Raw genomic sequence first — 22482 nt, 5'->3', positions numbered from 1 at the left:
AATGAGCTATTCTGCGATCCCTAAAACATACGCTGCGGCATTAGCCGAAGCAAGTTCTTCTCCGGAGGAATCGGAACAGGAACTGGATTCTATCGTAAATATCTTTCGAGTAGAATCCCAGTTTCGTAATTTCTTCGATACTCCTTCCGTGAAGAGAGAAGATAAGGAAGCTGTTTTACTCAAAACCTTCCAAGGCAAAATTTCGGAGACCACTCTGAACTTTTTGCTGGTACTTCTCCGTAGGGGAAGATTCTCTTTCCTCTCCGAGATCCATGATGCTTTGAAAGAAGAACTGGATCGCAAAGCGGGAAGAATTCGTGCAAAAGTGAGAAGCTATCCTGCGTTAGACGAAGGCACGCTCTCCAAACTGCGCAACGAACTAAAAGAAAGATTCAAATCAGAGTTTATCTTGGAATCAAGCGAAGACCCAAGCCTTATCGGTGGGTTCGTGGTCCGCTTCCAAGACTTGTCAATCGACGGTTCAATGAAGAACCAGCTTAAGAAAGTAAGGCAGACCTTGCTGGAAAGCAAACTACCGGTCGGAGTTGTTTATGAAAATTAAAACGGACGAAATTACGTCGGTCCTCAAACAGGAAATTTTAAATTATAAAAAAGACCTGGGTGTTGAGGAAGTTGGGACCGTTCTAGAAGTAGGGGACGGTATCGCGAGAGTATTCGGTCTTAGAAACGTTATGGCCGGAGAACTTGTCGAATTCCAAAACGGAGTTCGAGGACAAGCATTCAACCTCGAAGACAACTCCGTGGGTGTTATTATTTACGGGGATTATAAAAATATTAAAGAAGGTTTCTCAGTTAAGAGAACCAATAAGATCCTCGAGGTTCCGGTTGGACCGGAAATGCTCGGACGAGTAGTAAACCCTCTGGGTGAGCCTCTGGACGGAAAAGGACCGATCAATACCAAGCACTCTCGTGCGGTAGAAAGCCCTGCTCCTGGTATCTCTAAAAGACAACCTGTAGAAGAGCCTCTGCAAACAGGGATCAAAAGTATCGACGCAATGATCCCGATCGGACGCGGACAAAGGGAGTTGATCATCGGAGACCGTGGAACCGGAAAGACTTCCATCGCTCTGGATACGATCATCAACCAAAAAGGTTCCGGAGTGATCTGCGTTTACGTAGCGATTGGACAGAAAGCGTCTACCGTTGCTACCATCGTGGAAAAACTAAAAGCAGTCGGCGCTCTCGATTATACGATCGTGGTTTCCGCTACTGCTGCGGATCCTGCTCCTCTGCAATACATCGCTCCTTACTCAGGTTGCTCCTTCGCGGAATACTTCATGTATAATGAGAAGAAAGCGACTCTGGTTGTTTATGATGATTTATCTAAGCAAGCGGTTGCGTATCGCCAAATGTGTCTCCTTCTTCGTAGACCTCCGGGCCGCGAAGCGTATCCTGGAGACGTTTTCTACCTTCACTCTCGCTTGTTAGAGCGTGCAGCTAAACTCGACGAGAAATACGGTGCAGGATCACTCACCGCACTTCCGATCATCGAGACCCAAGAAGGTGAGGTTTCCGCATATATTCCGACTAACGTGATTTCCATCACTGACGGTCAGATCTATCTTCAATCCAACCTGTTCGCATCCGGGGTTCGTCCTGCAGTGGATGTGGGTATCTCCGTATCTCGAGTCGGTTCTGCCGCTCAGATCAAGGCGATGAAACAGGTTGCCGGAAAAATGAAACTGGAATTAGCACAGTTCCGTGAGTTGGAAGCGTTTGCTCAGCTCGGAACGGATCTGGATCCAGTTACTCAGGCTCAGTTGGACAGAGGATATCGCATCGTTGAGATGTTGAAGCAGCCTGTTTCCAGCCCGTATCCGGTCGAGGAGCAGGTGGTTGAGATCTTCGCAGTAACCCGTGGTCATATGGACAAGGTCCCTGTATCCAAGGTGCGCGAGTTCGGAACCCATTTGTTGAACACTCTTAGAGCGCAACATTCGGATGTTCTGAATGCGATCCGTACGGAAAAGAAAATCTCCGACGAGGGAAAACTCGGCGAAGTCGTTGGCGCAATCGCTGCCGATTTCGTTAAGAACCTGAAGTAAAAGGGAAAGATCTTGGCTACACCCCGGGAAATAAAGAAACGGATCAGCTCCGTTAAAAACACGCGGAAGATCACTCGCACAATGGAAATGGTCGCTACGGCCAAATCCAAGAAACTGAGTGATAGGGTAAACGCGTCCCATCCTTTCTCGAATAAGATCAAGGAATTGGTGGGAGCTTTAGCCTCTCTGGCTGCCGTCGTGAAGAGTCCTTATTTACGAAAACCGAATGCGATTCGTTCGGTTGCCTTGCTTGTGATCACAGCGAACAGAGGTCTTTGCGGAGGATATAACTCCAAGACCATCCGTGCCGCTCGAAATCGCATCCAAGAATGGAAAGATAAAGGCGTAAACGTTCGACTCTTCGTGGTAGGAAAAAAAGGAATCTCCTATTTCCAATTCGCAAAAGAGAAGATCGAGAAATCCTACACTCATATAGACGATAAGTCCGGATACAAAGAGGCCGAGGAATTTGCGGACTTCTTCTTATCCATGTTCGCAAAAGAAGAAGTGGATGCAGTAGAGATCGTTTCTACCATCTATTATTCTTCTTCGAACCAAGAGGCAGGAGTGACCAAGGTGCTTCCTTTCGAGGCGCAACAAGGACAGTCCAGCGTCGGATCTAACGTATTGTATGAGCCGAATCCGGAGAGTATCTTAGAATCTCTTCTTCCCTTAGTCGTTAAGACTGCATTTTTAAAGGCGATCCTGGAAGCGAATTGCTCCGAGCAGATCGCAAAGCGCGTGGCCATGAAATCCGCAACGGACGCGGCCTCCGAAATGATCAAGCTACTGACTCGTGGTTACAACCGTATCCGTCAGGCAAAGATCACTCAGGAGATCTCGGAGATCGTAGCGGGTGCGGACTCGCTAAACTAGTTCTGGTATTGGAGTTACTTGGATGAGCAAAGGTAAAGTAAAGCAAATCATCGGTTCGGTTTTGGATATCGAATTCGAATCCGGACATCTTCCTGAAATTTTCAACGCTCTCGAGATCGAAGCGATTGTAGAAGGCAAAAAGGAAAAAATCGTCGCAGAAGTGCAACAGCATATCGGCGGAAGCGCAGTGAGAGCGATCGCACTTTCTTCCACTGACGGACTCGTAAGAGGCCAGGAAGTTTCCGACACAGGATCTCCTATCTCTGTCCCTGTTGGGGATGTAACTCTCGGCAGGATCTTCAACGTTCTTGGCGATCCAGTCGACGAGGGCGCTCCTATCCAAGTGAAAGAGCGCAAGCCTATCCACAGAGCGGCTCCAAGTTACGAGGATCTTTCTCCTAAGACAGAAGTCTTCGAAACAGGGATCAAGGTAATCGACCTTCTCGCTCCATATATCAAAGGTGGAAAGACCGGACTCTTCGGAGGAGCCGGAGTAGGTAAGACGGTTCTTATCCAAGAATTGATCAATAACATCGCGAAACAACACGGTGGATTCTCGGTATTCGCAGGTGTTGGAGAAAGAACTCGCGAAGGAAACGACCTTTGGAGAGAGATGAAAGAATCCGGAGTTATCAACAAGACCGTACTTTGCTATGGTCAGATGAACGAGCCTCCTGGTGCTCGTCTTCGTGTGGCTCTTTCTGCTCTAACAATGGCGGAACATTTCCGTGATTCCATCGGAACAGACGTACTCCTCTTCGTGGATAATATCTTCCGTTTCTCCCAAGCGGGATCCGAAGTATCTGCGCTTCTCGGACGTATGCCTTCTGCGGTGGGATACCAACCGACTCTTTCTACAGAGATGGGTGCTCTCCAAGAGCGTATTACTTCTACTCGTAAAGGATCCATTACTTCGGTCCAGGCCATCTACGTTCCTGCGGACGACTTGACTGACCCGGCTCCAGCGAACGCGTTCGCTCACTTGGATGCGACTACGGTTCTTTCTCGTGCGATCTCCGATAAAGGGATCTATCCTGCGGTGGACCCGCTTGATTCTACTTCTCGCGTAATGAACGCAGAGGTCCTCGGACAAGAGCATTACTCTGTCGCTCGAGAAGTGCAAAGGATCCTGCAACGCTATAAAGACCTACAAGATATTATCGCGATCTTGGGAATGGACGAACTTTCCGAGGATGATAAGGTTCTCGTGGCTCGTGCCAGAAAGATCGAGAAATTCCTTTCTCAACCTTTCCACGTTGCGGAAGTATTCACCGGAACCCCTGGTAAATACGTGAAACTTGCGGATACAGTTCGCTCTTTCAAAGAAGTGATTTCCGGAAATTGCGACCATCTTCCTGAGCAAGCCTTCTACATGGTGGGAACCATAGAAGACGTGGTCGAGAAGTCCAAAAACCTGAGGGCATAATCCATGGCTTCTCCTAAACTGGACGTTTCCGTAATCTCTCCGGAGAAATTGCTCTTCCACGGCGATGCTGATAGCCTCGTCGTGCCAGGAAGTGATGGTTTCTTCGGGGTGTATCCGGGACATACTTCCTTGGTATCTCTTCTGGGGATCGGTGTGTTGGAAGTCCGACAAGGGAATAAGACCAAGATCGCAGCCATTGAAGGCGGATTTTTCGAGGTCCGAGACAATAAGGTTACGATCCTGACCGACCACGGCAGCCTGAAAGAAGATATCGATCTGGCAGACGCCCAAAAAGCGTTAGAAGAGGCCGAAGCTCTTCCTCCTTCCACTGAGAAAAATACTCTCGTTCAAAAAGCAAAAACCCGAATTTTAGCGGCTTCCCGCTAATATTTCGGGGGACTAAAATCCGAAAATTACTAAGAGGAACTCTTCTTTTGGCTTTGCCTTAGAAGGAGTTCCTACCGGAGAATTCCCATAGAAGAGGTTTCTCTTCCCGGAATTTTTCGGATTGTATTTCCCACTTATATCGGAGATCCTTCGGTATAGAGGAAGAACGGATTTTTAGTACATTGTAGGAAGCATGGCGGACGATTTTACGATAGAGGAAGGAGAAGGGTTTCCTGCAGGAAGTGGGGACGATTTTGATCCGAGCGAAATGAGCTTGGATGAAATAGATTCCCTTTTGTCCCCCGAGGGTGGAGACTCTGATTTTAATTTCGAATCACTTCCCGAGGATTCGGTGGATACTGCCGGTTTCGAGGAATTACTCGCTTCTTCCGGAGATGCGTATCCGGAAGATGTTCCGAATTTTGAACCGGAAGAAACTGACTTTGGTTCCGACCTAAGCCAACTAGACGAATCCGTTCATCTGGACGAAGATTTCGATTTCGATCTCACAGATCCTTTGATCGACGCAGAGATCGATAGATTACTCGATATTGACGACGATATTACCGCACCAAGTTCGCCTTCTTCCTCCGGAGCTCCTTCTTGGAAGGGAGAGGCTCCTGCATCTCAGGACCTGGACGAACACGAGGATGCATTCGGCGATCTAGGCGCTTTGGATCTGGGAGATTTCTCTCAACCGGGAGAGGTTCCTTCTTCTGCATTCCATTCCGAAGATAAACCTTTCGAATGGGGCGGGGAAGAAGAGCACGACGAAGTAGTCGGACTCGCAGACATGGAAATGGACGAATCTCCGATCTCCCTTTCCGACGACGAATTACATAATATTGATATAGCTGCCGACCTGGCCGATTTCAGCATGGATGAGGAAGAGACATCCACGACGGACGAACCTTCTGCTCGCACCACTCACGAAGACGATATCATCTCCGACGATGAGGGGCCGATCTCTCTCTCCGAACACGAGTTAGACGATATCATGGCAGAGGATTTCTCTCCTTCTATCTCCGAAGATGGTTTGGGAGAATTAGAAGATACCGATTTCGCTACTCCTTCTTCAGAAGTAACAGGAGATCTGGACTTCGAGGAAGAAGAGAAGGACATCGCACTTTCTACAGACGAATTGGATCATCTCTTAGAAGGAGACGCTTCCGAAGCAAAAGACTCTTTCACTGAAATGGGAGACTTTGGAGATCTGGATCTGGGCAGCGTGAGCGGAGAGGAAACTCCTCCTTCTACTTTCTCCGATCTGGAAGAAGAGAACGAACCGATCGCACTCTCCGACGATGAACTTGGCAATTTACTTTCTTCTAGTCCGGAAGAAGAAGCATCTTCCGTTAACCTGGACGATCTAAGCGTCAGCGATTCTCCTTTCGAAGAGGCTACGGAGATCGATTTTGGAAAATCGGACGACGATGGCGAATTGGATCTCGCCGATTTCGATTTTGATCCCGATTCCGAAGAAGCCGATACGGACGAATTTATAGCCGACGAGGAAGAGTCCATTTCTCTTCCGATTTCCGATTTCGAAGACATGGGGATCTCCGAATCCGCAAATCCTTTGGACGGCGGATTGGATCTGGGAGACTTCGAGGAACCGAGCCTCGGAAAAGAAGATGTCGCCCTTGAATCTCTCGGAGATTTCACGTCTGCCAGTGACGAGGATCTATTAGGAACTTCTAATGAAGAAGAGATCACTGAGCTTCCTGAATTAAGATCCGACGATGACGATTTCTTATCTGAAGAAGCTGACGAGGCGATTGCACTCTCCGACGACGAGCTCGGCAATTTGCTCTCTTCCGGCACTGAAGAAGAAGCTCCTATGGACGCTTCTTCCGAGATAGAGACCTTAGACTCCGACTTCTTGGGAGAAGGGGATTCGGAAGAGAACGAACCGATCGCACTTTCCGACGACGAGCTAGGCAATTTACTTTCTTCCGAGGAAGAAGAAGGAGTTCCTACATTCGATTCCGTTCTGGACGAAGAAGAGGAGCAAGAACCGATCGCTCTATCCAACGACGAATTGGGGGATCTGCTTTCTTCTGGAGAAGAAGAATCTTCTTTCGACGGAATGAATTTCGAGCCGGAAGAAGATGCATCTAGGGAAAGTGCCGTCGAATTTGGGGACTTTAGTCTGGATTCGGAAGCGGACGAACCGATCGCGCTTTCCGAAGACGAATTAGGCAATTTATTATCCGACGAAGCCGAAGAGATCGAAGGAGATACTTCGCTCGATCTAGAGGACGACTCCGACGAACCAATCTCTCTTCCTATCAGTGAATTAGAAGAGACTGCAAGTGCAGCGGAACAAGTAGCGGGAGATTATGATATAGATTGGGATGGTCCTGTCGCAGATCTGAACGATCTGAGCACTTCCGAACCTGCCGCTCCTTCCGATTGGGATTTGGGAGAAGAAGCGGACGAACCGATCACTCTTTCTAACGACGAATTAGGCAATCTTCTCGCAGACGATGCGACTCCGGAAATGGAAGAAGGGGAGCTGGATGCTCTGTTGTCCTCTTCACCTGAGGGATCGGATCTGGATGCGTTAGGCTCGCTTGATGGAGATCTTCCGATCGCAGATATGAGTTTTGCCGGAGATAACGGCGGAGAGATCATTCCTACGATAGAAAGGATCCCGCAAGAGGAAGAGCTTAACTTTATCCTAGACGAGTATGCGGATGACGAAGAACTTTCTCCTTTGGAAGAGATCCGCCAAGGTGGATTCACCCAAACCGTCGAAGGGGAAGAGGGCGCTCCTACTCAGGATGAGATGAAGAGAATTCTACTTTATCTGGATGAGCTCTTAGGAAATCTTCCTGACGATATGATCCGAGACTTCTCTCGTTCCGATTATTTCGAACTTTATAAGAAATTAATGAAACAAATCGGCGTTTGACGATGGGACTGTTGGATAAGGTCACGCGTATAATCCGCTCGGGATCTAATTCCCCCGGAAATTTAGACCCGTCCTCAGTAGCTATTCCTAGAGAAGAAAAGCCTTCTCTCTTAAAGAAATCCATGGCACTTCGTGCAAAAGGACTATTAGAGAAGGCTATGGACTTCGGAGGAAAAAAGGAATCCAAGCCGGTTTCCGTTTATGAGGATCCTACAAATTTCGAACCGGAAAGCGTTTCTTCTCCGGAAGGATCGTATTCATTCGATACGAGCTCTGACGATCTGGGCGATTTCGATCTAGGTGCGGATCTTTCTCCAAGCTCTTTCTCACAAGATGAGGACGCCTCGGATATTTCTTTCCCTGACTCTGCCTTCGATACACAAGGCACAAGCGACTTCGATCTTTCTTCGGAAGAAGACCAGGAGCCGATCGCACTCTCCGAAGATGAACTAGGTAATTTACTTTCTTCCGAAGAGGAAGGAATTCCTACATTCGATTCCGACACCAACGGGGACGAATTTGCGGATCCATTTTCTTCCGGAGCAGAAGATCTTACTCTCGCGAGCGACGATTCGGATCCTGATCTTGGAATGGATTTCGGGGACACGGATCTTGGTTCGGACTTTGGAAATTTGGACGAACCGACAGAGGAAGAAACTCCTCATAAAGGACTTCTCTCCAAAGCAAGCGAGGCCAAAGAAGAGGATTCCATCTTTGATTCCGATCTTCCTAAATCGGATGATATAAAGGATCCTTTCGGGGATTGGGTCAAAGACGCAGAGAATCAGGCGAACCAAGAGGCGAAGCGTCCTTTAAACAAAGAACAGGAAGAAAGAGAGTCCGCAGGTTTCCTATTCGATGACGATTCGGATTATTCCACAATGCCGATCGACTTGCAGATCGCATCTCGTAAGAAGTTGGAGAATTATCTCTCCGTATTCGAGATCTCCAAAGAGATCTCCGCGTCCCGCGATTTTACTACCTTCTTCGAGAATTTGAGCTATTCTATTCAGGGACAAATAGGCGCGGAATCGATCGTGATCTTCTCTTCTACGAACGGAGAGTTCGATCTACTGAGAGTAGTAGAGGCCCAAGGAATTGGTGCCGATCCGGATTGGGTCTTGGAAACCGGAGATGAAACGTATCACGCCGCATTGAAGACTTCTTCCGTGGTCTATGCCAAGGAATTGTTTAAGACAGTACTCCCTAAAAAGGAAAAGGAGATCCTGGAGAAGACCTCTGCAGAAATGCTCGTCCCAATTCGTAGTTACGACGAATTTTATGGAATTATAATATTAAGTAAGACTATAGCTGGCGAAGATTATACGATCGAAGACTTAGAATTCCTGAAGATCGTAGGAGAGATGGCAGGTTCCGTTCTCCGTAGGATCATGGACTTGGAGAACCTTCACCAAGAGAATGAGAAGCTTCGACAGGTCCTAAAGGGAAATGAGAGGATACTTGCGAGCGCAAGGGATCTGGCTTCCGTCAGGGACATGGACGAGGCTTACGATTATCTAGTAGAGACATTTAAGAAGGAACTAGGGCTCAGACGATGGAGTTTCCTTCTCTTGGATCGGACGACTCGAAAAGAATATAAGGTATTCGGAACGAATTTGCTGACTCCGGATACGGCAGGAAAATTCAGATTAGCCTTGGATTCCAATTTGGTAGGGATCGTCGCCAATGTTCCGGGTGTATTCCGAATTTCTAATTTTAGAAAGAATCCCGAACTTCTTTCCCAGTTGTCCAATGACGAGCTAGGTCTCATGAGGGATTTCGACATCCTTCCTTTCTTGAATTTGAATTGGCTGGTGGGAATGCTCGTGATCCACGAAACGGAAGTTCCTTGGACGGACACGGATAGAGAGACTGCTGTGGGCATCTCCGAGATCGCCGCACCGGTACTTTCGAATTTATTAATGTTAGAGGAAAGGGACGCAGTATTTAGGGATCCTTTTAGTCCTGTAGAATCCAGGATAGACGAAGCAATTGCCAGGTCGGCAAAGATAGGAGCACCTTTCAGTCTGACTGTATTTAAGGTCCAAAATGCAAGTAGAATGGTCCGCATAAAGGGAGCCGGTTTCTTCTCCTATTATTGCGAAGAATTGCGGGCCTCTATCCAAGAACATTTGGGAGAGACGGATTATTGCTATCGAGTGGGCCAGGGAAAATACGTCGTGGTCCTGGATGGAAAAGATCGAGAAGAGACTCAGATCGTAGTCCGAAAGATCCGAAATCGGATCGTAGAACTGGATCGTAAGAATAAGGACTTCCAGACCTCCACTTCCAACCAGACCCTGTGTTACCCTGCGGATACTCGAGAGAAAGAGAGAATGCTGGAGTTGATCGAAGAATCTTGATCGATACATTTCGATCCGCCTTTCACACTTTATCGAGACGGATGTTTCTGAACCTTCTGTCTGCAAGTCGATCTGCGCTAAAAATATTATAACTGTCCAATGCCCAATTCCGTCCAAGGACTATGGCTTTCGAAACTTATAGATCCATTCCAGCCAAAAGTTTCCTTCTACTTGTCCCGATCCTAATTCCGCTTTTACTGGTCACTTGCAATCATACTTACTATCGGGCTATTACACATTTATATCCGAACCTGGAAACCAATCGGATCTTTCCTGAGAGAAAGGTGGAGACTTCTTCTCCAGTTTCGAATTTGGAGAAGAAAACAGGATGGGACCTTCCCGAAAAACTTACCTTTCAGACGATGAAAGGGGAGGAGACTCTTTCGAGTGTCGAGCTCTTGAGGGTAACGAATACAAATACTCTCATCGTGATCAAGGACGGGAAAGTTCTCTATGAGAATTACTGGAATGGATTCAAGAGAGATACCATCCAAACTTCCTTTTCGATGGCAAAGTCCATTGCTTCTACTTTGATCGGGATCGCAATCGGAGAGGGAAAGATCCAAAGTGTGAATGATCCCGTGATCCGATACATACCGGAACTAAAAGACAGAGGGATCGATCTTCTTACGATCCGGGATCTTATGATGATGTCCACGGGGATAGACTATACTCGGATGGAAGAAACTTTCTTCTTGTTCATTCCTTTCTCGAACGATGTGAACACATTTTACGGGAATCATCTGAGAAGATTGGTGCTTTCTTTGCATGGGGGCAAGGACGCAGTCGGAAAACTTTTCAACTATAACGATTTCTATCCGCTCATCGAGGGAATGGTCTTGGAGAGAGCGACCAAGATGAGTATTTCTCAATACACTCAGGAAAAACTTTGGAAACCGATGGGAATGGAAGCGGATTCTTCCTGGAGTTTGGATAGCGAAGAGGACGGACTCGAAAGAGCTCATGTAGGTTTGAACGCGAGGGCCATGGATTTTGCCAGGATCGGATTATTGTTCTTGAATCAAGGAGTCTGGAATAAACGAAAGATCCTTTCCAAGGACTGGGTATTGGAAGCTACCTCTCCCGATCCGAACGACCAAAGGGAATGGAAAGTCTTCTCGTTCTGGAAAAAGTCCGGAGGATATTACAAATATCATTGGTGGGGAATGAAGAATGCAGACGGCACCTATGACTATATGGCCAGAGGAAATTTAGGTCAGATCATTTTCGTTTCTCCTAGTAAGAATGCAGTAATCGTTCGCTTGGGCGAAGAGCCTAAGCCAAAATACCAATGGCCGTTTATCGCAAAGGCGATCTTGGATCGGATCCCAAAATAGAAAAGAAGACTACCTAACCCTCATTCAGTCATTCGACTAAGCTGATTTTTTCTTTCTTTCCTTATTTAAACGTTGATTTAATTAAAAGATCGTTTAAATAATGGTCCTATGAACGCATTTGCCGCCCTTGCGGACGATACCAGAATGGAGATTGTGAGATTGGTTGCCAAGAATGGGGAGCTGACCTCCACAGAGATCGGACAGAATTTCAAGATCAGTGCTCCGGCAATTTCCCATCATTTAAAAATTCTCAAAGAGTCCAAGGTGCTTCATATGAAGAAGGACGCGCAAAGGCGCGTTTATACCCTAAATGGGACCCGGATCGGTGAAATGGAAGAATGGTTAGCAAGCATTATAGATCTATGGCATAAGCGCATGGATAAATTGGACAAGTACGTACTCAAGATCAAAAAGGAGAGATCCAGTGGTAAAAAATAATGTAGAAACAACGATCGAAGATAATAAGGTCACGTATAAGAGATACTTTGATGTATCTGTAGAGCTTCTCTTTGAAGTATGGTCCTCGGCCGAGCATTTGGCGGAATGGTGGGGTCCGGACGGATTTACTTTGACCACCAAGAGCATGGATTTTTCAAACGGTGGGGTTTGGGAATTTATCATGCACGGTCCGGACGGACATGATTATCAGAACAAGATCCGTTTCACAGAGATCCGGGAACCAGATTTTATCAGTTACCAACATCTGGGACATGGAGAAGGGGAAGCGGACGTGCATTTTCAATCCAGGATCGTATTCGAAAAAGCAGGAGAAGGAACCAATCTGATCATGGAGCAGATCTTCCCGAGCAAAGAAGAATTAATACGAGTCAACGAGAAATTCGGTGCGATCGAAGGCGCCAAACAGCATATAGGTAATCTTGCCAAATATCTGGAAAAGCTCGCACACTCACGAGGCTGAAGTTCTTTCGTTTAGAAGAGTTGGTCCGATCTTACGGAAAATAGAAACCGCCAGGGATGCGAAGAGCGTAGTCCAAGCGAAGCTTGGATGAGCGTAAGCGAACTCGGAGCAGCCCGGCCCGAAGGGGGCGGCCAAACTATTTTCCGTTCTTGGTAGAATCCACTAAGTCGTAGAATTTTTGAAAGAGATAACGGCTATCGTTCGGACCAGGAGAACTTTCCGGGTGATACTGCACGGAAAGAAGTGGATATCCTGATTTCAAGATCCCTTCTACAGTATCATCGTTCAAATTGATGAAGGAGATCGGTTCCTTTTCCGTGGTCTCTGCGACTACTGCAAATCCATGGTTCTGGGAAGTGATCTCAACCTTTCCTGTCTCGATACTCTTGACCGGTTGGTTTCCACCTCTATGGCCGAATTTCATCTTTTCGGTCTTCTTTCCGAGGGTCAGGCCGATGATCTGGTGTCCGAGACAGATCCCGAAAAGAGGATAATTTTTCTCTAATATAGATCTCGTAGAATCGATTGCGTATGTGCAGGCCGCAGGATCTCCCGGTCCGTTGGACAAAAAGAATGCGTCCACTCCGTCCTTCATGATCTCCGGAGCAGGTGTTTGGGCCGGATATACGGTTACTGCGAAGCCTGCTGCGTCTAAGAGTCGGAGAATATTGGTTTTCACTCCGTAATCGTAGACCGCCAGTTTGTATTTTTTTCCTGCAGAAGTTCCGAACTCGTATTTCTTGCTAGTGGTGACTACTTTCGCCAGATCCGCATCTGCTATCCCTGGGAATTTTTTGACTTCCTGCAGAAAGGAATCAGAGTATTCGTTCGCAACGAAGATGCCTCCGTTCGGAGCTCCATTCGTTCGGATAAAACGGGTGAGTTTTCTAGTATCGATCCCTTGGATTCCAGGGATCTTATATTCTTTTAGAAATTGAGATAAGGTCTTTTGGGCCTTGAAATTGGAAGGCCTATCCACATATTCCTTCACGATCATTCCGGAGGCTTGGATCTTAGAAGATTCCATATTGTCCGGATGGATCCCGTAATTCCCGATCATCGGATAGGTGAGAGTTACGATCTGATTGGCGTAGGAAGGATCGGTGAGGATTTCCTGGTAACCCGCCATGGATGTATTAAAAACGATTTCCCCGACGGAGTGGGTTTCGTAGCCGAAGGATTCACCTTCGTATACGTCCCCGTTTTCTAAAACCAAGAACGCTTTCATTACGGACAGGCTCTTGCAAGGGGGGCGAGGGTCAAGTGGAATCGCTTGCGAAAAAACCCTCCCGTCGACGGAATGGAAGTAGGGGTAGCTGTGGCAGTTCAGAATCAATCAGTCAAATTTATCTTACCGGACGGAAGCTCGAAAGAGGTCCAGGCCGGATCCACGTTTAAGGATTTTATAGAATCCCAACTTCCGTTCTTAAAGAACAAGGCATTAGCAGTCCGTATCAACGGCACAGAAGTCTTGGATCTAAGCCGGACCGTGGACACGATCACAACCCCGGATGCATCTCCCAAGCTGGAGGTTCTGACCTTTCAGGATAAGGAAGGTTGGGAAACCTTCCAGCATTCCGCTGCCCACCTTTTGGGAATGGCAGTCCAAAATTTATACAAGGACGCAAAGCTCACCGTCGGACCGGTGATCGAGAACGGTCCCGGCTTCTTTTATTATGATATAGATTTTACCGAAGCGACTATCACTCCGGAAGACTTTCCTAAGATAGAAGCGGAGATGAAGAAGATCGTGGATGCCGATCATGAAGTTTTCCGCAAGGTCTGGGAAAAGAAAGAGGCCATCTCCACCTTCGAGAAGATGGGAGAGAATTATAAGATCGAGATTATCGGTCAGATCCCGGACGAATCCGTTTCCATCTATGGAATGGGGGAATGGTTCGACCTTTGTAGAGGACCTCATATTCCCCGCTCCGGTTTCTTGAAAGCGTTTAAGCTGACTGCCATTTCCGGTGCATATTGGAAGGCGGACAAGAATAACCGAATGCTCACTCGTATCTACGGGATCGCATTCCCATCCAAAAAGGAATTGGATGACTACCTTTTCCAAATGGAAGAGGCAAAGAAGAGGGATCACCGCAAGATCGGAAAGGAAATGGATCTATTCTCCTTCCAAACGGAGGCTCCTGGCTTTCCTTTTTGGCATCCGAAAGGAACTTCTCTTTGGAATGCATTGGCCGATTATATCCGCAAGGAATGTGCCAAGAGAGGTTACCAAGAGATCAAGACTCCCGCAGTTCTTTCCTCCGAGCTATGGAGAAGGAGCGGTCACTGGGAAAATTTCAACGAGAACATGTACTTCGTTTCTATCGACGAAGAAGAGTTTGCGATCAAGCCGATGAACTGCCCAGGTTGCAGTTTGATCTATAAGCATCATCTTCATTCGTATAGAGAGCTACCTCTTCGTTTCGCGGAACTGGGGAGCGTTCACAGACATGAGCTTCATGGAGTCTTGCACGGACTTTTCCGGGTGAGAGCCTTTACTCAGGACGATGCGCATATCTATGCTCCACTGGAGTATTTAGAAGCAGAAGTTCTGGATATCATAGACTTTACCTTCCATGTATATAAGAAGTTCGGTTTCCAAGAGTTCAAAACCTATATCGCTACTCGTCCGGAGAAATCCCAAGGAAGGGACGAAGACTGGGAATTTGCAACCAACGCACTCAAGCAAGCTCTCGAGAAGAAAGGAATTCCATACGAGATCAAAGAAGGAGAAGGCGCTTTTTACGGACCCAAGATAGAATTCAATATCAAGGATTCGATCGGTCGGATGTGGCAATGTGGGACTGTGCAAATCGACTTCTCCATGCCGGATCGTTTTGAGTTGGATTATACGGATTCGGACGGGGCAAAAAAAAGACCGGTCATGGTCCACAGGGCCATTTATGGTTCTTTGGAAAGATTCATCGGGATCCTGATCGAGCATTTTGAAGGCAAGTTTCCACTTTGGCTCTCTCCGAGTCAGGTCCGGGTCCTTACTGTGACGGAGACTGTTCAGGATTACGGGAATGAGATCCTAAAAGAACTGGTCGATCTTGGTTATCGAGCAGAAGGCGATTTTAGGAATGAGAAGATCGGAGCCAAGATCCGGGATTCCATTCTGAAAAAGGCAAATTATCTTCTCATTCTGGGGCAAAAGGAGAAGGAGACTGGCTCTGTAGCGGTCCGAAAACGAGGCTCCGAAGAGACAGTGACAGTTTCCTTTGCGGAATTTAAGGCTCAATTGGAGAAAGAAGTCCGAGAAGGGAATTGATTGGATCCTATTTTAGCCGACCGACCCTTTTTTTGGAAGAAGTCGTCGGCTTTCTTGGGACGTTTCGGTAAATTTACAGAAGCAGCTCTGATCGACTAGAGAATACTAAATTCTACTTGATGAGCTTGCCCATCAGTATAGAAAATCGCTTGTAAGCAGGCCTAATGGCCAAAAAATTGGAAAAAACCGGAGATTGAATGCAGAGGAAGCCGCAACCGAAGTCCACGGATAAGCTGTTTAATCACAGAATTAACGAAAAAATTACCGGAGTATCTCAGGTAAGATTGGTAACGGACGACGGAGTCCTAATCGTTGCGTTTGATGAAGCTCTCCGGAGAGCAAAGGAAGAAAACCTAGATCTTGTGGAAGTATCCGGGGATCAGGAGATTCATGTTTGCAAACTTATCGATTACGGTAAGTACAAGTTTGAACTACTTAAAAAAAGTAAGGAAGCGAAGAAGAAACAACACGTAATCAACGTGAAGGAAGTGAAGATCCGACCTAGGATCGACCAACACGATTACGATATCAAGAAGCGCCACGCCGTTGAATTCCTACAAAAGGGAGACAAAGTAAAAGTGAGCCTTCGTTTTCGCGGACGTGAGATGATGCATTCCGAATTGGGAATGAACGTAGTCAACCGCATGGTAGAAGATCTGAAGACCGTAGGGACTCCCGAAAGAGAGCCAATTCTGGATGGGCGTCAGATCGTGGTAGTTATTTCTCCTCTTACTGCAAAGTAAGAAAGAGAGAAGAGTCAGGAGTTATCGAGGTAAGGAAATGCCTAAGCTTAAAACAAATAGAGCCGCAGCGAAACGGTTCAAGTTTTCCAAAAACAATAAAATTAAACGGAAGAGTATGAACACCCGTCACATTCTTACCAAAAAAGGCCCTAAGAGACGTCGTCGTCTGAGAGGAATGACTTTGGTAAACGGATCTGATTGGAAATCAATCGTTAGACTCATGCCTTACGGAGTACGATAATGCCTAGAGCTACAAACGGAACTATTCATAAGAATCGTCGTAAGAAAATCTTAAAGACCGCAAAAGGTTTCCGCGGAGCGCGTTCCAAGCTTTATAGAACTGCAAAATCCGCAGTAATGAAAGCGGGACAATGGGGTTATAGAGATAGAAAAGCAAAGAAACGTGATTTCCGTAAACTTTGGATTGTCCGTATCAATGCAGCGGCTCGTGAAGCTGGACTTTCTTATTCTCAGTTTATCCATGGTTTGAAAAAAGCCAATATTTCTCTGGATAGAAAAGCCCTGGCTGAACTTGCATTCAATGACAAAGAGACTTTCAACGCTCTTGTCGAAAAGATCAAGGTAGCTGCCTAAGAACCAAAAGCTTTCGGAAGGTCTTTTGACTTTCCTTTTGCCTGGATAAAAAGCCCGTAATTCTACGGGCTTTCTTTGTTTTTAGAAAAAAAGGTTTTTCACTTTTTAAGAAATATGAAAAATGGGATGGATTTTGCCGATTTGGCGGGTCCGAAAAATTAGGGCTTAAGCGGCGCTTGAGTCCGAAGTGTAATCTTACAAACTAATTCGGAAGGACAACGAGGTTCGCATTATGTTAACCATGGAGACTATTGAAGAGCTCGAGAGTAAGGTTTTAAAAGCTCTCGAACTCATTAGCGACCTTCGAGCGGAAAATGGCCGCCTCGAGACCGAAAACGAATCCCTCCGCGCGGAAAATGACCAGATGAAACTGGCCATGGAAGAAAAAGAGAAAGAACTTTCTTCTCTTCGCGAGCAACTCCAAAAAGCAAATCAGGAGTTGGAGGGTATTAAAGAGAGAGAACGTGCACTCGAAGCCAAGATCAATCAGCTTCTGGGTCGTTTGGATGGTCTACCTGCCTCCGGTAGCGGATCTTCCAGCTCTTCTGCATCAACTTCTTCTAAACCATCTAGCAGTTCTTTTGCGACTGGCGCCGCTGCTGGTGCAGTCGGAGCGGCAGCCGCTGCGGCAGCGATCCCTTCTGTGGTTCGTGATTCCTCCGACGATGATTTCAACGAAGACGACGAGATCATTCTTTTGGATGATGAGGACGACGATATTTCCGTTCTGACTGAATCTTCGGATTCTTCCGGAGGAGATGATGAGATCATCATCACCGACGAACCGATAGACGATTTTAGTCCGGTTTCCGTGGACGATGACGATATCATTATCGAAGACGATGATGATGCGATCAGCGTTTTCGATGCGGATGAGGATGATGACTTCCTAGTCATCGAAGACGATCCTAAGTAATCTGTATGAGTGAAAAAGTCAAAGCTCGTATTCAGGGCGACGACTATACGATCGTAGGAGATACGGATCCGGAATACATCCACCGACTCGCCGAGTTGGTGGATCGTAAGATCCGCGAATTGCAACTCGGGATGCCGAGCGCTTCCAAACTAAAACTCGCAGTACTTGCCGCTCTCAATTTTGCCGACGAGTTGGAACAGTCCAAGTCGGACTCCCCCGTCATGGGAGCTTCTTCTCCGGAAGCAGAAGAGAAAACCAGAAAGTTAATCACTCTGATCGAAGAGGGGTTGATCGGAGATCTCTAATTGCTTTCCAAGCAAGAAGCCAGAAAGATCCAAAAGGCCGGTATCCGATCGGTCCCTTCTCGCAACGAAAAAGAAGAAAGGATCAAAGAGAATCTCATTCTCTTCTTGAGACATAGCTCTTCCAGTAACGTCTTACGGATCATTTCCTATGTCTCCGACGAATTCGAGATCTCTTGTTTTTCGCCCACGTCATTCATTCAACTCCAGGATCTTCGTTTTGACTTATTCTTTCCTAAAATAACCGAAGAGGGCTTGGAATTCAGAGAAGGTCTCGAATTTTCCAAGGGGCCATTCGGTATCCTGGAGCCTACCGGAAAGAAAACTTTGGTCCCTAAGGATGCCGATTGGATCTTGGTTCCGGCCTTGGGTTGGAATCGGGAAGGAGCGAGACTGGGAAGGGGAAAAGGTTTTTACGATAAGAGCATGCAAAACGTCCCTTCTCAAAAAATGATTGGCTTGTCTTTTGAGGATCTATACCCTTGCGAATTCTCTGCGGAGCCGCATGACTTGCGAGTAGGCACGGTGATAACAGAGAAAAAAAACCATTGCTTTCCCCATAAAATTGGAGAAAAATCAGTCCGATAATTCGGTAAAGGGAGTTCTCTTTTTGGACTCCCCTGGTGAATTGTACCTGCCGGAAACCGCTGCCAAACGTTTCCGATCAGAGTGAGAAAATGGCGGAGAACCGGTGAAAACCATAGATAAGAACAGCCCCGCAGAAAATGACCAAGATGGAAAGGAATTGGAGACTCTCCAAGAATTCCTGACTTTCGAGGTAGATAAAGAGATCTTTGGGATCGATATACTTTATATTCATGAGATCCTAAAACCGGTACCGATTACAAGAATTCCTAACGTGGAAGGCTTTATCTTGGGAGTGATCAATCTTAGAGGTGAGATCATTCCTATTATGGATCTGAAGGAATTATTCGGATTAGGTTTTTGTGATATTCTTCCATCTACCCGGATCATAGTGGTGGTTAACGGAGAAAAGAGGGCAGGACTTCTCGTGGACTCCGTAAAGCAAGTAATTAAGGTCCACAAGGACAAGGTCAGTAAGGCAGACGAAGACCTAAGTGTGAATTATAGCGAACTCATAGAATCGGTTAGCCAATTCGAAGAATCCCTGATCCTGAACTTGAATCTTTCCATGCTTATGGATTATGCAGGGGAGGAAGCGTAAATGGCTGGAGTATTAGGCGAATACACAGAACTCTTTTTAGAAGAATCCGAAGACCAGATCGAAGAACTAAATTCGAACCTTCTTAAATTAGAAAAGGATCAATCCGATCCTCAAACCATCAACGATATATTTAGAGCGGCTCACTCTCTCAAGAGTTCGGCTGCTTTTGTCGGTCTATATAATCTATCCGATCTCGCTCACAAGATGGAAAATCTTTTGCAGAGCATTCGAGACGGAAAACTCGCAGTCAATCTATCCTTGGTGAATCTTCTCTTCCAGTGTTTCGATCTGATCAAGAATGTGATCGTGAATGTGGCGGCTGGAAAGAAAGTCGATACTCCTTATACGGAGATGATCCAAAGATTGGAAGCATACGAAAAGAGCCCGGAGGCTACGGCGGTCTCTTCTCCGAAAGGAAGATCGGTTTCCGATTCGGTTCCGGCCGCTCCAAAGTCGGAAGCTAATTCCGTGCATAAAATGGATCTGGATGCCGAAGAAGAAAAGGATCTAGCAGACCTGCTTCGATCTAATCCTGGGAAGGCGTGGCTCTTGAAAGTTGGCCTTAAGAAAGATTCTCCGATGAAGGGCCTACGTTATACTCTTATTCTTCAGAATTTGAGAGGGATTGGACATGTATTCCGCACGGATCCAAGCTCGGAGGAGTTGGAGAAGGGGACCGAAGCTCCTTTTCTTTCCATTCTGATTGTGAGCTCCGAGTCCCAAGAAGAACTTACCAAGGCCGCAAATGTGGACATGGTAGAGAATGTAATGATACAGGAATACATGATGGCCGAATCTTCTTCAGCCTCCGGCGGGCCCGGGTATCAGCTTGACGAAGAGGAGCGTGCCAGCGAAGCCAAGGTTACATTAAAAAGTATTAAAGTATCTTCCGATAAACTGGATCAACTTATGAATAACGTCGGAGAGCTCGTGATCACGAACTCCGGCTTTCAGAAAATTTACGACGATCTTCTCCGTACTTTCGGGGACGATCAGCTATTCAATGAATTAAAGGGTCGTATAGATCTCATCAATCGTATTTCCAAGGAATTGCAATCCGGTATCATGAATATCCGGATGGTCCCCATCTCTACCGTATTCAGACGCTTCTCGCGTTTGGTCAGGGATCTTTCTCTGGAAACCGGCAAAACTGTTGAGCTAGTATTGAACGGAGAGTCCACTGAGCTAGACAAAAAGGTCATAGACGCATTGGGGGAACCTCTTCTCCATCTCATTCGGAATTCTGTGGATCATGGAATTGAATCTCCGGAAGAAAGAAGAAAGCTCGGCAAATCCGAAACAGGTATTGTAGAACTGAACGCTTACCAAGGCGGAAGTAATATCATGGTGGAGATCCGAGACGACGGTCGCGGATTGGATTTGGATAAGATCCGTAAGAAGGCAATCGACAAAGGACTGGTAACCGAGACGGATGCGGCAGCTCTCGAAGAGAACGAGATCTATCAGTTCATCTTTGCACCTGGATTCTCCACAGCGGATAAGATCACGGATATTTCCGGCCGAGGAGTCGGGATGAGCGTTGTGAATAGTCTCATCCAAGAATTCAAAGGGAAAATATTGATCCAATCCCAAAAAGGATCCGGAACTTCCTTTGTTCTGTCCTTCCCGCAGGCACTTGCGATCATTCCTTCTATCCTGATCGTTATGGAAGAGGAGGTGTATGCCTTCCCGCTCTCCGAAGTTAACGAGACGATCAAGGTCAGCAACGAACAAATCACTACTTTGGAAGGGAACGAGATCATCAATCTGCGTGGAGAGGTACTTCCTATCTATCGCTTGAATCGGATCCTAGGTCTGCAAGACAAAACGGAAAGAGAAGAATCTCCTGTCGTAATCGTTCAATACAAGGGCCGCAAGTTAGGCTTCATGGTGGACGAGCTTGTCGGAAAACACGAGACTGTGATCAAGTCTTTGGAAAAGAACTTCAAGAATATCAAGGGTCTGACCGGAGCTTCTATCATGGGAGACGGTACTATTATCATGGTCTTGGACATTCCTGGACTGGTTGAATTCGCAGCGGAGTTGGAAGAAAAAGCCAGATATGTGAATTACCATCTGGAGACTATGAAACGGATCAGCACTCTCCGTACCATAGAGACCGAAGAGGATCGGTACATCCAGAAGACCTCGAATCCTACGAACGTATACAATCATAAATTGCACGAGATCACCACTCAGGAAAGAGAACGCCGCAAGAAAAGCGAGCGCAAGAAATCCGAGGCGGCCAAGAAGATCGTGGTCGCTAAGGAAGAATTGGAAAGAGAGAGTGCCGCTCCTTCGATCGTTCAACCAACTGTGGAGATCCGACCTTCCGAGGACAAACTTATCTCCGGAGCGGAAACTTCTTCCGAATCCTCTTCGAACACTGCGGTCTTAGAGAGACCTGCCGCTAAGAAAGGAATGGAGGAAGAATACAGATCCCATATCCGAGAACTTATCTCCGACGATATCACTGCAGAAGAGAAGAAGAGAGCGGACCATATCATCGAGGGTTTCTTGGAGCAAAAGAAACAGAGAATGATGTCCGTTCAGCATTCCAAGGACTTCACCGGCAATCTCACGAAAGAGCAGATCAAGAAGATCGAATCCGTGGTGAATACAGGAATGATGAATGCCGGAATGGTGCTTTCTCAGATCCTGAATCGGAACGTGGACCTTTTCATTCCTGAGATCATCATGAACGACAAGGAAGGCCTCGCAGCAGAGATCCGATTCTCCGACGATAAATTCTATGGAATGAAGGTCCGTATGAACGGGGATCTGAACGGGAATATGCTTATGATGTTCTCCCGAGAGAACGCAAAGAACCTTGCCAGAGAATTGCTAGATACGGTGACCAATGGAGACGTTCTGGACGACGATACGAAAAGCGTTCTCTCGGAGGTTTCCAATATCGTCTGTGCTTCCGTATTGAACTCTATCTCGAACAAGGCCAAAGTCGCTGTGATGCCTGACGTTCCTGAGCTTGTGGAAGGGACCTTCCTCGAAGTTTTGGATGTGGTGAAACCGGAAAGAACGAAATTCTTAAGTATGCTTACCGAATTCAATCATGAGGGAAACAATCTCTTGGGAGTCCTTTTATTCCTCCCGGATTTTGACGAGCTCATGAGCTTGCTTCCGAAGTTTTAATCGTTAGGCTTGTAAATCGTGGTAGG

General features: G+C 46.7%; 20 protein-coding genes. 19 read left to right on the top strand and 1 reads right to left on the bottom strand.

Annotated elements, in window-relative coordinates; genetic code table 11:
- Position 1 precedes the first annotated feature (1 nt).
- The 10 genes from atpH to EHO57_RS12370 all read left to right on the top strand — a co-directional run bounded on the left by atpH (position 2) and on the right by EHO57_RS12370 (position 12291).
- Complete coding sequence (atpH, locus tag EHO57_RS12415) at positions 2–562, top strand: ATP synthase F1 subunit delta (protein ID WP_135643570.1); 561 nt, start codon at positions 2–4, stop codon at positions 560–562.
- Positions 552–2066 carry a F0F1 ATP synthase subunit alpha gene (gene atpA / locus EHO57_RS12410; RefSeq protein ID WP_135643568.1) on the top strand — a complete coding sequence of 505 codons (1515 nt, stop codon included), beginning with the start codon at positions 552–554 and terminating at the stop codon, positions 2064–2066. Before atpH ends, atpA begins: the two co-directional genes overlap by 11 nt.
- A gap of 12 nt (positions 2067–2078) precedes the next feature.
- A complete protein-coding gene (atpG, locus tag EHO57_RS12405; protein ID WP_135643566.1) occupies positions 2079–2942 on the top strand; it encodes an ATP synthase F1 subunit gamma in 864 nt (287 codons plus the stop codon).
- Between the two features lie 22 nt (positions 2943–2964).
- Positions 2965–4368, top strand: a complete 1404-nt coding sequence (atpD, locus tag EHO57_RS12400) for a F0F1 ATP synthase subunit beta (RefSeq protein ID WP_135643564.1) — start codon at positions 2965–2967, stop codon at positions 4366–4368.
- A 3-nt stretch (positions 4369–4371) separates the two neighbouring features.
- The gene (gene atpC, locus EHO57_RS12395) at positions 4372–4755 is read left to right on the top strand and encodes an ATP synthase F1 subunit epsilon (protein ID WP_135586788.1); all 384 of its coding nucleotides are present in this window, start codon (positions 4372–4374) and stop codon (positions 4753–4755) included.
- Between the two features lie 193 nt (positions 4756–4948).
- Entirely contained in the window at positions 4949–7672 is a 2724-nt protein-coding gene (locus EHO57_RS12390; RefSeq protein WP_135643562.1) for a midas domain-containing protein, read from the top strand.
- Positions 7673–7674: 2 nt separating this feature from the next.
- Positions 7675–10035, top strand: a complete 2361-nt coding sequence (locus EHO57_RS12385) for a GAF domain-containing protein (RefSeq protein WP_135643560.1) — start codon at positions 7675–7677, stop codon at positions 10033–10035.
- Between the two features lie 122 nt (positions 10036–10157).
- Positions 10158–11372, top strand: a complete 1215-nt coding sequence (locus EHO57_RS12380) for a serine hydrolase domain-containing protein (protein ID WP_135643558.1) — start codon at positions 10158–10160, stop codon at positions 11370–11372.
- Positions 11373–11480: 108 nt separating this feature from the next.
- On the top strand, positions 11481–11810 hold the full coding sequence (locus EHO57_RS12375; RefSeq protein WP_135643556.1) for an ArsR/SmtB family transcription factor: 330 nt from the start codon (positions 11481–11483) through the stop codon (positions 11808–11810).
- Positions 11797–12291: an SRPBCC family protein gene (locus EHO57_RS12370; protein WP_135643554.1), complete on the top strand. Its 495-nt coding sequence runs from the start codon at positions 11797–11799 to the stop codon at positions 12289–12291. The genes EHO57_RS12375 and EHO57_RS12370 overlap by 14 nt, the downstream gene beginning before the upstream one ends.
- A gap of 136 nt (positions 12292–12427) precedes the next feature.
- Here EHO57_RS12370 and carA read toward each other — a convergent pair whose 3' ends face one another.
- Positions 12428–13519, bottom strand: coding sequence for a glutamine-hydrolyzing carbamoyl-phosphate synthase small subunit (gene carA, locus EHO57_RS12365; RefSeq protein ID WP_135643552.1), 1092 nt, complete (start codon positions 13517–13519; stop codon positions 12428–12430).
- A gap of 72 nt (positions 13520–13591) precedes the next feature.
- Here carA and thrS point away from each other — a divergent pair, with 72 nt between their 5' ends.
- From thrS to EHO57_RS12320, 9 genes are all read left to right on the top strand, one after another.
- A complete protein-coding gene (thrS, locus tag EHO57_RS12360) occupies positions 13592–15565 on the top strand; it encodes a threonine--tRNA ligase (protein WP_135643737.1) in 1974 nt (657 codons plus the stop codon).
- A gap of 197 nt (positions 15566–15762) precedes the next feature.
- Entirely contained in the window at positions 15763–16308 is a 546-nt protein-coding gene (gene infC / locus EHO57_RS12355; RefSeq protein ID WP_135643550.1) for a translation initiation factor IF-3, read from the top strand.
- Positions 16309–16345: 37 nt separating this feature from the next.
- Positions 16346–16549, top strand: a complete 204-nt coding sequence (rpmI, locus tag EHO57_RS12350; protein ID WP_135586772.1) for a 50S ribosomal protein L35 — start codon at positions 16346–16348, stop codon at positions 16547–16549.
- Positions 16549–16902 carry a 50S ribosomal protein L20 gene (gene rplT / locus EHO57_RS12345; RefSeq protein ID WP_135643548.1) on the top strand — a complete coding sequence of 118 codons (354 nt, stop codon included), beginning with the start codon at positions 16549–16551 and terminating at the stop codon, positions 16900–16902. The genes rpmI and rplT overlap by 1 nt, the downstream gene beginning before the upstream one ends.
- A 232-nt stretch (positions 16903–17134) precedes the next feature.
- Entirely contained in the window at positions 17135–17818 is a 684-nt protein-coding gene (locus EHO57_RS12340) for a hypothetical protein (protein ID WP_135643546.1), read from the top strand.
- Between the two features lie 5 nt (positions 17819–17823).
- Positions 17824–18123 carry a cell division protein ZapA gene (locus EHO57_RS12335; RefSeq protein WP_135643544.1) on the top strand — a complete coding sequence of 100 codons (300 nt, stop codon included), beginning with the start codon at positions 17824–17826 and terminating at the stop codon, positions 18121–18123.
- Positions 18124–18708: a 5-formyltetrahydrofolate cyclo-ligase gene (locus EHO57_RS12330; RefSeq protein WP_135643542.1), complete on the top strand. Its 585-nt coding sequence runs from the start codon at positions 18124–18126 to the stop codon at positions 18706–18708.
- Positions 18709–18820: 112 nt separating this feature from the next.
- Positions 18821–19306 carry a chemotaxis protein CheW gene (locus EHO57_RS12325; protein WP_425460792.1) on the top strand — a complete coding sequence of 162 codons (486 nt, stop codon included), beginning with the start codon at positions 18821–18823 and terminating at the stop codon, positions 19304–19306.
- On the top strand, positions 19307–22456 hold the full coding sequence (locus tag EHO57_RS12320; RefSeq protein ID WP_135643538.1) for a chemotaxis protein CheW: 3150 nt from the start codon (positions 19307–19309) through the stop codon (positions 22454–22456).
- The last annotated feature ends 26 nt before the right edge of the window (positions 22457–22482 follow it).

The sequence above is a fragment of the Leptospira langatensis genome, assembly GCF_004770615.1.
Lineage (GTDB): Bacteria > Spirochaetota > Leptospiria > Leptospirales > Leptospiraceae > Leptospira_B > Leptospira_B langatensis.
Note: the sequence above shows the minus strand (reverse complement) of the source record. Positions and strands in the feature narration are given on the sequence as shown.

Coding starts and splice junctions, on each gene's coding strand:
- thrS (WP_135643737.1), top strand. CDS start 13,592: ATGGAAGTAGGGGTAGCTGTGGCAGTTCAGAATCAATCAGTCAAATTT.
- rpmI (WP_135586772.1), top strand. CDS start 16,346: ATGCCTAAGCTTAAAACAAATAGAGCCGCAGCGAAACGGTTCAAGTTT.
- EHO57_RS12390 (WP_135643562.1), top strand. CDS start 4,949: ATGGCGGACGATTTTACGATAGAGGAAGGAGAAGGGTTTCCTGCAGGA.
- rplT (WP_135643548.1), top strand. CDS start 16,549: ATGCCTAGAGCTACAAACGGAACTATTCATAAGAATCGTCGTAAGAAA.
- EHO57_RS12380 (WP_135643558.1), top strand. CDS start 10,158: ATGGCTTTCGAAACTTATAGATCCATTCCAGCCAAAAGTTTCCTTCTA.
- EHO57_RS12375 (WP_135643556.1), top strand. CDS start 11,481: ATGAACGCATTTGCCGCCCTTGCGGACGATACCAGAATGGAGATTGTG.
- EHO57_RS12320 (WP_135643538.1), top strand. CDS start 19,307: ATGGCTGGAGTATTAGGCGAATACACAGAACTCTTTTTAGAAGAATCC.
- atpH (WP_135643570.1), top strand. CDS start 2: ATGAGCTATTCTGCGATCCCTAAAACATACGCTGCGGCATTAGCCGAA.
- carA (WP_135643552.1), bottom strand. CDS start 13,519: ATGAAAGCGTTCTTGGTTTTAGAAAACGGGGACGTATACGAAGGTGAA.
- atpA (WP_135643568.1), top strand. CDS start 552: ATGAAAATTAAAACGGACGAAATTACGTCGGTCCTCAAACAGGAAATT.
- atpD (WP_135643564.1), top strand. CDS start 2,965: ATGAGCAAAGGTAAAGTAAAGCAAATCATCGGTTCGGTTTTGGATATC.
- EHO57_RS12385 (WP_135643560.1), top strand. CDS start 7,675: ATGGGACTGTTGGATAAGGTCACGCGTATAATCCGCTCGGGATCTAAT.
- EHO57_RS12340 (WP_135643546.1), top strand. CDS start 17,135: ATGTTAACCATGGAGACTATTGAAGAGCTCGAGAGTAAGGTTTTAAAA.
- atpC (WP_135586788.1), top strand. CDS start 4,372: ATGGCTTCTCCTAAACTGGACGTTTCCGTAATCTCTCCGGAGAAATTG.
- EHO57_RS12335 (WP_135643544.1), top strand. CDS start 17,824: ATGAGTGAAAAAGTCAAAGCTCGTATTCAGGGCGACGACTATACGATC.
- infC (WP_135643550.1), top strand. CDS start 15,763: ATGCAGAGGAAGCCGCAACCGAAGTCCACGGATAAGCTGTTTAATCAC.